The 14278-nt window shown below is 70.0% G+C and carries 12 protein-coding genes; 9 read left to right on the forward strand and 3 right to left on the reverse strand.

Going from position 1 to position 14278, the window contains the following annotated elements:
* The gene (locus PMI14_RS14195) at positions 1 to 441 is read right to left on the reverse strand and encodes an Lrp/AsnC family transcriptional regulator (RefSeq protein ID WP_007855444.1); all 441 of its coding nucleotides are present in this window, start codon (positions 439 to 441) and stop codon (positions 1 to 3) included.
* Positions 442 to 571: 130 nt separating this feature from the next.
* On the opposite strand from PMI14_RS14195, the gene PMI14_RS14200 reads away from it, so the two are divergent.
* The 7 genes from PMI14_RS14200 (at position 572) to alkB (ending at position 8324) form a co-directional block, all read left to right on the forward strand.
* Complete coding sequence (locus PMI14_RS14200) at positions 572 to 1477, forward strand: DMT family transporter (protein ID WP_007855445.1); 906 nt, start codon at positions 572 to 574, stop codon at positions 1475 to 1477.
* Positions 1478 to 1563: 86 nt separating this feature from the next.
* Positions 1564 to 1920 (forward strand): nuclear transport factor 2 family protein, encoded by a 357-nt coding sequence (locus PMI14_RS14205; RefSeq protein ID WP_007855446.1) that lies wholly within the window; start codon positions 1564 to 1566, stop codon positions 1918 to 1920.
* 15 nt (positions 1921 to 1935) lie between these two features.
* On the forward strand, positions 1936 to 2808 hold the full coding sequence (locus PMI14_RS14210; protein ID WP_007855447.1) for a helix-turn-helix domain-containing protein: 873 nt from the start codon (positions 1936 to 1938) through the stop codon (positions 2806 to 2808).
* A 34-nt stretch (positions 2809 to 2842) separates the two neighbouring features.
* A complete protein-coding gene (locus PMI14_RS14215) occupies positions 2843 to 5659 on the forward strand; it encodes a DEAD/DEAH box helicase (protein ID WP_007855448.1) in 2817 nt (938 codons plus the stop codon).
* 111 nt (positions 5660 to 5770) lie between these two features.
* Complete coding sequence (gene ada / locus PMI14_RS14220) at positions 5771 to 6925, forward strand: bifunctional DNA-binding transcriptional regulator/O6-methylguanine-DNA methyltransferase Ada (protein WP_007855449.1); 1155 nt, start codon at positions 5771 to 5773, stop codon at positions 6923 to 6925.
* Positions 6922 to 7656: a 2OG-Fe(II) oxygenase gene (locus PMI14_RS14225; protein ID WP_007855450.1), complete on the forward strand. Its 735-nt coding sequence runs from the start codon at positions 6922 to 6924 to the stop codon at positions 7654 to 7656. Before ada ends, PMI14_RS14225 begins: the two co-directional genes overlap by 4 nt.
* Positions 7653 to 8324: a DNA oxidative demethylase AlkB gene (gene alkB / locus PMI14_RS14230; protein ID WP_007855452.1), complete on the forward strand. Its 672-nt coding sequence runs from the start codon at positions 7653 to 7655 to the stop codon at positions 8322 to 8324. Before PMI14_RS14225 ends, alkB begins: the two co-directional genes overlap by 4 nt.
* Position 8325: 1 nt before the next feature.
* Here alkB and PMI14_RS33560 read toward each other — a convergent pair whose 3' ends face one another.
* On the reverse strand, positions 8326 to 10122 hold the full coding sequence (locus PMI14_RS33560) for a DUF3592 domain-containing protein (protein ID WP_007855454.1): 1797 nt from the start codon (positions 10120 to 10122) through the stop codon (positions 8326 to 8328).
* 89 nt (positions 10123 to 10211) lie between these two features.
* Here PMI14_RS33560 and PMI14_RS14245 point away from each other — a divergent pair, with 89 nt between their 5' ends.
* Complete coding sequence (locus tag PMI14_RS14245) at positions 10212 to 10703, forward strand: EVE domain-containing protein (protein ID WP_007855456.1); 492 nt, start codon at positions 10212 to 10214, stop codon at positions 10701 to 10703.
* 12 nt (positions 10704 to 10715) lie between these two features.
* On the opposite strand, the gene PMI14_RS14250 is transcribed toward PMI14_RS14245, so the two are convergent.
* Positions 10716 to 11804: a GlxA family transcriptional regulator gene (locus tag PMI14_RS14250; protein ID WP_238541840.1), complete on the reverse strand. Its 1089-nt coding sequence runs from the start codon at positions 11802 to 11804 to the stop codon at positions 10716 to 10718.
* A 119-nt stretch (positions 11805 to 11923) separates the two neighbouring features.
* On the opposite strand from PMI14_RS14250, the gene PMI14_RS14255 reads away from it, so the two are divergent.
* The coding region (locus PMI14_RS14255; RefSeq protein ID WP_007855460.1) for a penicillin acylase family protein at positions 11924 to 14278 on the forward strand (2355 nt) is incomplete at its 3' end.

Below are 14278 nucleotides of genomic sequence, written 5' to 3' on the forward strand. Positions count from 1 at the left end.
TCAACCGGGTGTGAACGGCGGCGGCCGTCGCCTGATGGTCTGCGCCTTGACGATGGCCGTGCTGGTCTGGGCCTTGTCGGCGATGCGGTCGAGCACGCCGTCGAGCTGCTCGATGGAACGCACATAGACCCGGGCGATGAAGCAATCGTCGCCCGTCACCTTGTCGCACTCACAGAACTCGGGCGTGTCGCGTATCAACTGCTCCACCGCGGCCAGTTGGCCCGGCAGCGGCTTGATGCGCACGATGGCCTGCAGCTGGTAGCCCAGGGCGCGCGGCTCGATGTCCAGGGTGAAGGCGCGGATCACGCCGCGCTCTTCCAGCCGGCGCAGCCGCTCGGACACGCTGGGCGCCGACAGGCCCACGCGCTCGGCCAGCAGCTTGAGCGAGGTGCGCGCATCCGCATGCAGCACCGACAGAATGGATTGATCGACCAGGTCCATGGAAAATTACTCCAGATTCAAGCCATGCCTTGGATTATGAGGACTATCTGAGCAATCGACTTTTTTTGACCATTCACCTGGCAGCGCCATTTTTCTACACTCTGTGCATCGGATACAAGGTGGAACGGTGATGGACAAGAAGACGCAGGGCACGCTCGAAATGGGTGGTGCGATGGCCATTTCGGGCACGATAGGCTGGTTCGTCGTGCAATCGGGGCTGGCGGCGCTGGACGTGGTGTTCTGGCGCTGCGCCTTCGGCGCGGCCACGCTGGCGCTGGTGTGCGCCGCCATGGGCCTGCTGCGCGGGGTGCTCACCTGGCGCCAGGCGGGCTGGGCCGCGCTCGGCGGCGTGGCCATTGTCACCAACTGGCTGCTGCTGTTCGGCGCGTACGCGCATGCCTCGATCTCCATCGCCACGGCGGTCTACAACACCCAGCCCTTCATGCTGGTGGCTTTCGGCGCCCTGCTCTTCGGCGAGCGCATCACCCTCGCCAAGCTCGGCTGGCTGGCCCTGGCCTTTGGCGGCATGCTGCTCATCGTGCAGGCCCGGCCGGGCGCCAGCTTCGCGGGCAGCCACTATGCGCTGGGCATCGCCATGGCGCTGGGCGCGGCCTTCTTCTGGGCCGTTGCCTCGGTCATCGCCAAGCGGCTCACGGGCACGCCACCGCACCTGATCGCGCTGGTGCAGGTCTGCGTGGGGGTGCTCATGCTGGCCCCGTTCGCCCATTTCGGCGAGCTGCCCCGCGATGCGCGTACCTGGATGCTGCTGGTCACGGTGGGCGTGGTGCACACCGGGCTGATGTACATCCTGCTCTACGGCGCAGTGCAGAAGCTGCCCACCTACCTGCAGGGCGCGCTGTCCTTCATCTACCCAATAGTCGCCATCGCGGTGGACTTCGTGGCCTTCGGCCACCGGCTGCAGCCCGCGCAGTGGCTCGGGGCCGCGGCCATCCTTCTGGCCGCGGCCGCGATGAACCTGCAAGGCAATCGGCCGCGGGCGACGACCCCGCAGCCCACAGCGCAAGGCGTGAAGTAGGCCCATGAGATAAGCACAAAATATCAAAACCTGCCGGCAGCAATGGGCACCATCGGTGGCTTCTATCTCAACCAAGGAGCACCCCCATGGACCACGCAATGCAAACCACCTGGGAAACCTACGTCGCCTCATGGAAGGCGCCCACCGCCGCTGAAAAGCAGGCCCTGTTCGCCGCCAGCCTGGACGAACAATGCACCTACACCGACCCGCTGGGGGTTGCGTCCGGCTGGGAGGCGCTCGGAGAGACCATGCAGGGCTTTCACCAACAGTTGCCGGGCGCCTACTTCGTGACCGAGCGCTTTGCGAGCCACCACCAGCACTGCATGGCCCAGTGGAAGATGGTGGGCGCCGATGGCGCGGTGCTCGGCGAGGGGGTAAGCTTTGGCCAGTTCAACGATCAGGGCAAGCTGCTGGCGATGACCGGCTTCTACGACACCCCTTGAAGGAAGAAGCCCGGCATGTTCTACCTGCACCGCATCCAGCGCGGCATCGACTTCATCGAGGCGCATCTCGATACCGACATCGCCCTGTCGGACGTGGCGCAGGCCGCCGGGCTGAGCCAGTGGCACTTCCAGCGCATCTTCAAGGCCCTGACCAACGAGACCTTGAAGACCTACATCCGGTCGCGGCGCTTCGCCAAGGCGCTGGACCAGTTGCTCCACACGCGCCTGGGCATCCTGGACATTGCCCTGGCGGCCGGCTACGACACGCAGGAGAGCTTCACCCGGGCCTTCAAGGCCTGCTTCGAGCTCACGCCCAACCAGTACCGCAAGTTCGGCAGGCGAAGCCTCTTCGTCAAGAAGATCCAGTTCGACGAGGACTACCTGCGCCAGCTGGACCGCAACCTGTCACTCACCCCGGACATCCAGGAGCGCCCGCCCTTGCACTTGGTGGGGCTGGCCACCCATTTCTACGGGGCCGACTCCGACAAGGACAACCTGGGACAGAAGCTGCCCCCGCTGTGGGCCAGCTTCATGCCCCGGCTGGCAGAAATCCCCCACCGGGTGCCCGGGGTCTGCTACGGCGTGGTGAGCCAGACCGCGAGCACCAGCGACCTGTTGCTGTACCACGCCGCCATCGAGGTCTCGCACGCCGGCGCCTTGCCCGAAGGCATGGTGCACTTCGAAGTGCCGGCCGCGCGCTACGCCACGTTCGAGCACCGGGGCGCGCCGGAGAACGTGAACCACACCGTCAACTACATCTACGCCAACTGGCTGGCAGGTGCCGAACAGCGCCACAGCGGCGGTGCGGACCTGGAAATCTATGGGCCAGGCTACCAGGGTGGCTCGGACGCGTCCGTCATGCACTACGCCGTGCCTGTGCTCGGGTAATTGAGTTGGATAGTACGGGCACAATCACCGCCCAGTGACACGTTCCGATGACCCCTTTCCCTCCCCCGCAGAACCGAACCTACCGCGTTCCGACCGCCAGGCGGTGATCGCCGCCTGGGTGGCCGCCCTGCGCCGCCAGGCCGGGGCCGATGCGCTCAAGGCCCTGCCCCCGCTGACGGACGCCGAGGCCGCGCGCGTGATGGGGCTGATGCGGGGCGATGGCAATGAAGCCCCCCAATCCCCGCAGCGCCCGGCCTTGCCCCCAGGCATTGCCGCCGGCCACTTCCAGCCGCGCATCACCCTCATGACCCTGGGCCGGGGCGAGGGGCTGCTGGGCCTCAAGCCCCAGGGCAAGATGGGCCCGCGCGGTGACAGCGTGACGCTGGTGCAGATCGACTGGACCTACCGCCTCGAAGACGCGCGACAGGCCGCCATCGCTTGGCAGGCGCCGGCGCCCACCTCCATCCTCAACTCGCGCCCGGCACCGCTCGTGGACCTGTACGACACCGGCGGCCCCGTGGTGCGCATGCAGCGCGACCTGGCGGCCGAATCCGACGCCATGGACCTGGTCTGGGAGCTGGGCCTGCAGCCCCTGGACGCGCGCACCCTGCAGTGGCGCAACCGCGATGCCGGCGCCAGCCTGGGCCCGGTGTGGACGCTGGCGCAGGAGGCCTTCTTCGGCGACTTCTGGGCCGAACAGGTGCCACGCCTTGCGGCCCAGGGCTGGAGCGTGGTGGTGCGGCCCGGCTTTGCACACGAGAGCGTGCCCGTGCAACGCTGGAAGCTCCTCATCGCCCCCGACACCGGCGAGGTACTGGGCAAGGAAGTGGCCGGCCCCGTGGGCCCGCGCGAACGCCCGGTGCAAAAGCTGCAGTTGCCCGCGCGCGAAGGCGCCTGGCTGCTGAGCCTGGGCATCGAGATCGACGGCGAGACGCTGGACCTGGCGCCCATGCTGGCCGACCTGCTCAAGCGCGATGCGCGCTGGCTCATCGCGCGGCGCATGGCGCGCATCGACGACCTGGAGACCATCTCGCTGCGCGCACCGGGCGGGCGGCGCATCGACGCACCCGCCGGCCCGCTCAAGGCCATCGTGGGCGCCATGGTCGATCTGCTCACCGACCCCGAGCGCAACCAGCGCCAGGAGGGTGACCCGCTGCGCCTGGGCGCCTGGGAGCTGCGCCGGCTCGAAGCCCTGCGCGCCGGCCTGGTGCAGGCCCACCGCGTGGACAGTGCCAACAACTGGCAGTTGCAGGGCGATATTGGCCTGTCGCAACTGGCCAGGCGCCTCAAGGCCATCGGTAGGCCCGAGCCGGTCGCCGCACCCGAGGGCCTGCAGGTGCAGCTGCGCCCCTACCAGCTCGAAGGCCTGGCCTGGCTGCAGTACCTGCGCGCGCAGGGCCTGGGCGGCATCCTGGCCGATGACATGGGCCTCGGGAAAACCGCGCAGGCCCTGGCCCATGTCCTGGTGGAAAAGGAGGCCGGCCGCCTCACGCGCCCGGCCCTGGTGGTGCTGCCCACCTCGCTGCTGTTCAACTGGCAGGCCGAGGCCCGGCGCATGGCCCCGGGCCTGCGCGTGCTGGCCCTGCACGGGCCTGACCGTGGCAAGGCGTTTGCCGAGATTGCCGACCACGACCTGGTGCTGACCACCTACCCCCTGCTCTGGCGCGACGTGGAGGCGCTGGCGGGGCAGGCCTTCCACCTGCTGATCCTGGACGAAGCGCAGATGGTCAAGAACGCCGGCAGCCGCAGCGCGCGCGCCCTGCGCCGCCTGCAGGCCCCGCACCTGCTGTGCCTGACCGGCACGCCGCTGGAAAACCACCTGGGCGAGCTCTGGGCGCAGTTCGACTTCCTGATGCCCGGCTTTCTGGGCGACGTGCGCAGCTTCAACGCCCGCTGGCGCAAGCCCATCGAGGAGAACGGCGAAACCCTGCGCGCCCAGTTGCTCTCGCAGCGCGTGCGCCCCTTCATCCTGCGCCGGCGCAAGCAGGACGTGGCCACCGAGCTGCCCCCGCGCACCGAAGTCATCCAGCACGTGCAACTGCAGGGCAAGCAGCGCGAGCTGTACGAGGCCGTGCGCACCACGGTCGACAAGCAGGTGCGCCGGGTGCTGGAGCGCGAGAGCTTCGACGGCGCGCAGATCAGCATCCTCGACGCCCTGCTCAAGCTGCGCCAAGTGTGCTGCGACCCGCGACTGGTCAAGGGCAGCAAGATGGCGGCCAGCATGGAGCGCGCCAAGCTCGAACTGCTGGCCGACATGCTGCCCGCCCTGGTGGCCGAGGGCCGGCGCGTGCTGGTGTTCTCGCAGTTCACCGAGATGCTGGAGCTGGTGGCCCAGCAGTTGCAGGTGCTGGAACTGCCCTTCCTGGCCCTCACCGGCCAGACGCCACCGGGCCAGCGCGGCGCGGTGGTGCAGCGCTTCCAGGCGCAGGACGAGACCAGCCCGCCCATCCTGCTGGCGAGCCTCAAGGCCGGCGGCGTCGGCCTGAACCTCACGGCCGCCGACACGGTGGTCCATGTGGACCCCTGGTGGAACCCGGCCGTGGAGGAGCAGGCCACGGCCCGCGCCCACCGCATCGGCCAGGACCAGCCGGTCTTCGTTTACAAGCTGGTGGTGGAAGGCAGCATCGAGGAGCGCATGCTGGAACTGCAGGCGCGCAAGGCCGCACTGGCCCAGGGCGTGCTGGGGCATGACGGGGAAGGCGCCGTCAAGTTCAGCGAGGCCGACCTGCAGGCCCTGCTGGCGCCGCTGTCGGAGCCGCAGAACAACCCGCTGGCGATACCGGGCGAGGACGCCAAACGCTGGGGCGGGACGGGGCTTCGCAGAGCGCTGCCGTTCGTGCCGGATCCCTGACGGCACCGGGGCGACTGCCAACGGTGCAGAATTCAAAAGCAAGCTTCGGGGTGCGTGCACGGCGGTCCATTTTTACAGTGGGGCCATCTCCAACACCTTTGCGAGGCCCCCATGAACACCACCACCACCGCATTCGCCCACCGCAGCATGCCCACCAGCCACCCGCCCAAGGCCAGCGCCAAGGCCGCCCAGGCCGCGGCCACCCTGGCCGACCCGCGCTGGGCGGCGGTGCGCTCGCGCGACGCTGCGGCCGACGGCCGCTTCTACTACTCGGTGCAGACCACCGGCGTCTACTGTCGCCCGAGCTGCGCCGCCCGGCCGGCGCTGCCCGAGAACGTGCGCTTCCACGACAGCACCGCCGATGCCGAACGCGCCGGCTTTCGCCCCTGCAAGCGCTGCAAGCCGACCCAGGCATCGCCCGTGGCGCACCACGCGGCCCTGGTCACCGAGGCCTGCCGCATCATCGAGGCGGCCGAGGCGCCGCCCACGCTCGACGCGCTGGCCGCCCGCATGGGCCTGAGCGCCCACCACTTCCACCGCATCTTCAAGCAGGCCACGGGCCTCACGCCCAAGGCCTATGGCGCCGCACAGCGCGCGCAGCGCGTGCGCAGCGAACTGGCCGCGTCCCAGGCCGGCAGCGTGACCGATGCCATCTTCAACGCGGGCTACAACGCCACCAGCCGCTTCTACGAAGAGGCCGATGGCGTGCTGGGTATGACGCCCACGCGCTACCAGGCGGGTGGCAGGCAGGTCACCATCCGCTTCGCCATCGCGCAGTGCTCGCTGGGCGCCCTCCTCGTGGCGCAGAGCGGGCGCGGTGTGTGCGCCATTTTGCTGGGGGACGACGCCCAGTTGCTGGCGCAGGATCTGCAGGACCGCTTTCCCCAGGCCCACCTGGTGGGCGACGACCGCAGCTTCGATGCGCTGGTGGCGCGGGTCGTGGCCTTCGTGGAAGCCCCTGGCCTGGGCCTGGACCTGCCGCTGGACGTGCAGGGCACGGCCTTCCAGCAGCGTGTGTGGCAGGCGCTGCAGGCCATCCCCGCCGGTGCAACAGCCAGCTATGCCGAGATTGCCCAGCGCATCGGCTCCCCCACGGCGGCCCGCGCCGTGGCACAGGCCTGCGCGGCCAATGCCCTGGCCGTGGCCATCCCCTGCCATCGGGTGGTGCGCAACGACGGCGCGCTGTCGGGCTACCGCTGGGGCGTGGAGCGCAAGCAGGCCCTGCTGGAGCGCGAGCAGCGCCAGACCAAGGGCCAGCCCGCATGAATGCCCGCCTCCCCGAACACGCCACGGACTGGGCCGCCCGCGCCAGTGCCATCGGCTGGGCCGAAGTCACGGACGGCCTGAACGCCCAGGGCGCTGCCATTCTCCCGGCCCTGCTCAGCCCCGGGGAATGCCAGGCGCTCGCGGGCCTGTACCCGGACGGCAGCCGCTTTCGCAGCCGCGTGGTGATGGCGCGCCACGGCTTCGGCCAGGGCGAGTACCAGTACTTTGCCTACCCGCTGCCGCCCCTGGTGGCCGGTCTGCGCGAGGCGCTGTACCCACACCTGTGCCCACTGGCCAACCACTGGAATGCGGTGATGGACATCCCCACCCGCTATCCGGCCACGCACGCCGAGTTCATCGACCGCTGCCATGCGGCCGGCCAGGTGCGGCCCACGCCGCTCTTGCTGCAGTACCAGGCGGGCGACTACAACTGCCTGCACCAGGACCTGTATGGCGAGCATGTGTTTCCGCTGCAGGTGGCGATCTTGCTGTCGGAGCCCGGGCGCGACTTCACGGGCGGTGAGTTCGTGCTGACCGAGCAGCGCCCGCGCATGCAGTCGCGCGCCGAAGTCGTGCCCCTGCGCCAGGGCGATGCAGTCGTTTTTGCCGTGCACCACCGCCCGGTCAACGCCACGCGCGGCCCCTACCGCGTGAACATGCGCCATGGCGTGAGCCGGTTGCGCTCAGGCATGCGGCACACGGCGGGCATCATCTTCCACGACGCGACATGAGCCTGAACCTGTTTGGCCATGAGGAGGAAGCCGCGCTGCTCCAGCAGCAGGCCGGCACGCGGCAGGCTGTGGCCCCCGGGGCCGTGCTGCTGCGCGGCTTTGCGCTCGATGTGGCACCGGCGCTGCTGCAGGCGGTCGACGGCATCGCCGGGCATGCACCCTTCCGGCACCTGGAAACCCCGGGCGGCCAGCGCATGTCGGTGGCCATGACCAACAGCGGCCCGCTGGGCTGGATCTCCGACCGCAGCGGCTACCGCTATGGCCGGGCCGACCCGCTCAGCGGCCGGCCCTGGCCGCCCCTGCCCGCCGTATTCGCCACGCTGGCGCACGGGGCGGCCGATGCTGCGGGCTTTGCGGGCTTCGCGCCCGATGCCTGCCTGATCAACCGCTATGCGCCCGGTGCCCGCCTGTCGTTGCACCAGGACAAGGACGAGCGCAACCACGGCCACCCCATCGTCTCGGTGTCGCTGGGCATCCCTGCCGTCTTCCTGTTCGGCGGCGATGCGCGGGCCGACAAGGCGCAGCGCATTCCCCTGGTCCATGGCGATGTGGTGGTCTGGGGCGGACCGGCGCGGCTGCGCTACCACGGCGTGATGCCGCTGGCCGAGGCGGAGCACCCGCTGACGGGTGCTCTGCGCATCAACCTCACCTTCCGCAAGGCCGGATAACTCAACCGGGAAGAGAGCCCTTGGTGTAGCCCGTCTGCCGGCACAGGGACGACAGCAGTTGCTGGGCCGCAGCCTTGCCGCGCAGGCTGTCGGCCACGGTGATGGTCTTGCCGCTGGCCAGCGCGGCCTGCAGGCGGTAGTAGGTCTCCTTGTGGCCGCCCGTGGTGGTGGAGTAGCTTTCCTTGAGCTCCAGCCGGGTGACCTCGCTCGCCAAAGCCGCACTCTGCCAGCGCACCACGCCCAGCAGACGCCGCTCGGAGCGGATGCCCTGGCGGTCCAGGTGCACCGTGAGGCTGTTGCCCAGGCCGTACAGGGCGCCCAGCACCACCAGCCAGCCGATGCCGCCGAAGATCAGGGTGAACGGCAGCGGCGCATCGCTGTTCCACAGCAGCGTGCCCGCGCCCGCGAAGATGGCGCCGAACACGAGCAGCGCCAGCATGGTCTTCCAGCGCCGGCCGTAGGGAAAGTACAGCCGCACCCCGCCAGGCACCTGCTCCATGTCGGACAGGTTCGCGTCATCGCCGGCCTGGGCCACCTCGGCCAGCTGCGGGTGCTCGGCCGCGTCGTGGCGCAGCCAGACCGACTTCTGGTTCGTGAGGTACACCGGCACATCGAAGCTGCGCGCAAAGCCCGGCGCGAGGTTGTCCCCCGAGCTGCCTGGCACGCTTTGGACTTGCAGCTCCCAGCGGTGGTAGTCGCTGCCCGGGTCTTCCGATGCGGGCAGGTGCGCCGGCACGTCGAAGCGCACTGCCAACCGCACGCCTTCGCCCTGTGCCTCCACCTGCGCCAGGCCGCGCACCTGCCACAGCGTGCGGCTTTCGTAGCTGGTCTTGCCGCCCGAACGGGTGCGCGTGTGCTCCACGCACTGCAGGGTGGCCAGAAAACGCAGCCCCGAACTGTAGGCCACGGGCACCGCCAGGGTGGCGCCGAAGTGCCCGCCAATGGAGCCTGGAAACGGGTCCAGCTCCAGCCGGGTATCGCCATAGCGCCGGGCATGGAAGGCACTGCGGGCGGCCCAGGCCAGCAGCACCAGGCTGACCAGCGCAACCAGCACCAGGGTGCCCGCTGCCAGGTGGTTGCCCCGGGCCAGCGCGCGCGGCACCACGGTGATGGCCATGGGGATCGCCACCAGGTTCCACAGCACGGCCATGGTCCAGGCCACCCATGCCCCGAGGCGCCGGTGCGACCGGATGCGGTTGTCCTTCCAGGCGGCGCGCGATTCCCAGGGGCGCGCCTCCCAGGCCGGCCCCGCCGTCGGCGCCCCCGGACTCAGCGCGAACCGGATGCGCAGGGCGAAAATGATGATGCCCAAGCCCGCTCCGCCGAACACCAGCGCAAACACCAGCTTGAAGGCCAGCATGCCCGGCCGCAGGCTGCGGTCCAGCACGGCCTCGGTGGGGTCGCCCGGGTTCACCCAGGCCTCCACCGGCGTGCCGCTGCGCTGCGCGGCTTCGAGCCGGGCGCCCAGCTCCTGCTGGAACTCGCCCACGTTGTCGCTGCCCGAGCCGATGGCCACGCGGCGCCCGGTGTATTCCTGGCCCGCCACGCGGTAGCGGTACTCGGCCTTGACGCTGTAGGTGGTGGACTTGCTGCCGCGGCTGGCAACGGTCTCGGCCGAGACCAGCGTGGCCTGCACGGGCTGCCAGCCCTGCATGGTGGTCCAGTCGTACAGGGTGGGCAGCACGCTCAGCAGCAACAGGCCCAGGCCCACGGCCGCAAACGGCATGCCGAACAGCACCAGCACCCAGGGGCCGGGACCGTTGCCTTTCTTGCTCTTGGTGTCGGATTGCTCAGCCATGGCTTGTAGCGCAGCTGCCCATACGGACAGCAGTGCGGTTTCCCCTCGCATGTTTTGCGGTCGAACAGTCTCTTTGCCAGAATGGTGCCATGACATCCCCATCCAGCGCCACCCCCCGCCACTGGCTCATGAAGTCCGAGCCCGAGGAATGCTCCATCGACGATGCCCTGGCCGCACCTGGCGCCACCGTGCCCTGGACCGGCGTGCGCAACTACCAGGCGCGCAACTTCATGCGCGACGGCATGCAGGTCGGCGACGGCGTGCTGTTCTACCACTCGAGCTGCGCCGAGCCCGGCATCGTCGGCATTGCGCGCGTGGCCTCGGGCACGCGGGCCGACCCCACGCAGTTCGACCCCGCTTCGCCCTACCACGACCCCAAGTCGCCGCCCGACGCGCCGCGCTGGCTGCTGCTCGACGTGCAGGCGCTGCGCAAGACGCGCCTGCTCGGCCTGCCCGAGCTGCGCCAGCACCCCGAGCTGGCCGAGCTGCGCGTGCTGCAAAAAGGCAGCCGGCTGTCCATCACACCGGTGGACCAGGCCCACTGGGACCGGATCATGGCGCTGCTCGGCACCAAGGCCTGACGCGGGCGACTCTCAGCGCCCGGCCGCTGCGGGCGGCGTTCCGGCCCCCTGCCATTGCTTGCGCTTGGCGCGCAGCCGAAAACGCTGGCGCCAGGCCCCCGGCGTCACGCCGCACAGTCGCACGAAGACCTTGCGAAAGCTGCCGGTATCGCTGTAGCCGCATTGCTGGGCCACGTCCTCCACGGTGAGGTAGGTGGTCTGCAGCAGCGCCTGGGCCTGCGCCACGCGCAGGCCGTGCAGGTAGTCCTGCGGGGTCTGCCCATGCTCCTGCGCAAACCAGCGCAGCAGCGTGCGCGGGCTGATGGACGCCGCGCGCGCCGTGGCCTGCAGGCTGTAGGGTTCGCTGCGGTGTGCCTGCAGCCAGCGGCGGGCCTGCTCCAGCGCGCCGGAAACCAGCGGGCGACCGGTGGGCGTCTCCATCCCCGCGGGGGCGGTCAGTTGGCGCTCCGGGTCGAAGCGCAGCACCGGCGATGCAGCCTGGGCCAGCTCGGCCAGGGGCGTGCAGGCCAGCAGATCGAGCATGGCGGCAATGGTCTCCTGCAGCGAAGCCGTGGTCCACAGGGCGCCATCGCGCTGCCAGCCCTGGTGGCGCTGCCAGTTGGCGCCGATGGCTGCGCCCTGCCCGGTGTCGCCGGCCTGCATAAAGATGGATGGGGCGAACACCCAGGGTACCGCAACCTTGCGCCCCGCCTGCAGCCCGCAATCGGCCAGCAGGGCCGAGCCGTTGAACAGCGCTGCCACCAGCCCGCCGCCCGCGACGTGGGAGCGCAGCAGCGGCCCGAAGTGCGCGGCATGCCGGTCGCAGATGTCGCGCAACTGCGGACCCGTGGGCACCAGCCAGCCAGGTACCACCACCACGTGCAGAGGTCCCTGCAGCCCATCCGTGCCCGGAATGGGCGGGGCATGGAGCCCCGCCTCGCCGGGCAGTTCCAGCCAGTGCCAGCGCAGCGGTGGCGGGGCATCGGCCGCGCGCATGGCGGCCAGCATGTTCATGGCGCGCAGGATGTCCACCACGGCCGCCGCCGTGCTGGTGATGCTGTCCTGGCCCCAGAGGATGCCCACGTTCACACAGGCAAATGGCGGTGACAGGTTAGGCGGCATGGCGGCCATTTTGCAACCATTCGTGTCCATTTCACCCTCATGTCCAAATGTTACCGAGACGTAGCATGGCACTGCGTTCGCCAACGCCAAGACAACACACAGAACCGGAGACACCTACCATGACACCGACACGGAGCCGTACCACGGCCTTTTGCACCACGGCCGCAACCGGCGCCGTCGCCCTGCTGCTGAGCGCCTGCGCCAGCACGCCCGGCAGCGGCGACCGCAGCGTGACCATCGAGCGCACGACCTACGGCATTCCCCACATCACCGCGCACGACCCTGAATCACTGGCCTACGGCGTGGCCTATGCGTACGCGCAGGACAACGTCTGCATGACGGCGGGGCAGCTCGTCACCGCACGCGGACAGCGTGGCGCCACTTTCGGCGGCAAGACCACCGGCCTGCTGGGCCGCCGCTACCTGCCCAACGAGCAGATCGACCTGTTCATGGCCGCACACATGGACGACGCCCTCCTGGCACGCAGCTGGGCGGCCACCAGTGCGCAGGCGCAGTCCATGGCGCGTGGCTATGTGGCAGGCTACAACCGCTTCCTGGCCGACAACGCGGCCCGCCTGCCCAAGGCCTGCCAGGGCCAGCCCTGGGTGCAGCCGATGACGCTTGTGGAGTACCGGCGCATGGCCGAGGTGGTGGCCGTGCAGGCCGGCATTGCCGCGCTGGCCGATGGCATGCTGGGCGCGCAGCCCCCATCGCCCCAGGCCGCGCAGGTATCGGCGCCCGCCGTGGACCTGGCCGATGCAGCGCAGGCCCTGCGCGATGTGGGCCTGCTCGACTCGCCCCTGGGCTCCAATGCCTGGGCCTTCGGCAAGGAGGTCACGGCCAATGGCAGCGGCATGTTGCTGGGCAACCCGCACTTCCCCTGGAGCGGGCCCAACCGCTTCTACGAGATGCACCTGACCATCCCGGGCCACATGGACGTGATGGGCGTGGGCATAGGCACCTACCCCATGGTTTCGATCGGCTTCAACAAGGACGTGGCCTGGTCGCACACCGTCTCCACCGGCAAGCGCTTCACCCTGTACGAGCTGGCCCTGGTGCCCGGCGACCCGACCAGTTACATGGTGGATGGCAAACCCGAGAAGATGGTGGCGCGCCAGGTGACGGCCCAGGTGCGCAACCCCGATGGCACGCTGCAGGCGCGCGAGCAGACCGTCTGGTCCAGCCGCTGGGGTCCCCTGGTGGTGGTGCCGCGTGCCGGCCTGGCCTGGACCGGCAAGACCGCCTACGCCCTGCGCGACGCCAACACGGGCAACACCCGCATGATGGATGCCGCGCTGGCCTTCGCCCGCGCCACCCGGGTGGACGACCTGCACCGGGCCCATGCCTCGCTGGGCCTGCCCTGGGTGAACACGCTGGCGACCGACCGCCAGGGCCGCGTGATGTATGCCGACGTGAGCGTGGTGCCTGACCTGGACGCCGCCGACCTGGAGCGCTGCGCCCCGGGCAAGCCCGCCGCGGCCTTGCTTAGCAGCGCCGGCCTGGTGGTGCTGGACGGCGCGCGCAGCGACTGCGCCTGGCGCCGCGACAGCGCTTCGCCCGTGCCGGGCCTGATCCCCATGGCCCGCATGCCGGTGGCCTTTCGCAACGACTGGGTGCACAACAGCAACGACAGCTTCTTCTACACCCACCCCGACCAAAGGTTCGGCGCCATCTCGCCCCTGGTGGGCGACGCCAGCCTGACCCGCCCGCGCACCCGCGCGGGGCTCGCCGAGATCCCCGAGATGCTGGGCCGGGGCAAGGTGACGCTGCAGGGCATCCAGCAGCAGCTGTTCCAGAACCGCAATTTCATGGCCTCGGTCACCGTGCCGGACCAGCTGGCCGCCTGCGGCCAGGCGCCCAGCGCCGCATCGCGCGACGCCTGCACCGCCCTGCGCGGCTGGAACCTGCGCAACGACCTGGACGCCCGCGGCGCCCATGTGTTCCGCGAGTTCTGGCGCAATGCGCGCAACATCCCTGGCGTGTTCCGCATTCCGTTCGACCCGGCCCAGCCCGTCACCACGCCCGCCGGGCTGAAGATGGACGATGCCGCCGTGGCCGCCAAAGTCTGGGAGGCGCTGGACAAGGCGGTCACCACCATCCGCAGCAGCGGCTTTGCCCTGGACGCCACGCTGGGCAGCGTGCAGCGCCCGGCCATCACCGAGGAGGCCATCGGTCTGCATGGCGGCGAGGAGTTCGAGGGCGTGCTCAACAACCTGGGCCGCCAGGAGCCCGCACCGATCAACACCGCAGGCCTGCGCATCGACTACGGCACGAGCTATGTGCAGACCGTGACTTTCGACGCGCGCGGGCCCGTGGCCCAGGCCATCCTGACCTATGGCCAGTCGACCAACCCCGAGTCGCCGCATGCGAACGACCAGATGCGCCAGTTCTCCGCAAAGGCCTGGCACGCCCTGCCGTTTCACCGTGCGGACGTGGAGCGCGAGCGCATCGGCGAGCCGCTGCGGCTGGGGGGG

Origin of the sequence: Acidovorax sp. CF316 (genome assembly GCF_000276605.1) — a bacterium.
GTDB lineage: Bacteria > Pseudomonadota > Gammaproteobacteria > Burkholderiales > Burkholderiaceae_C > Acidovorax.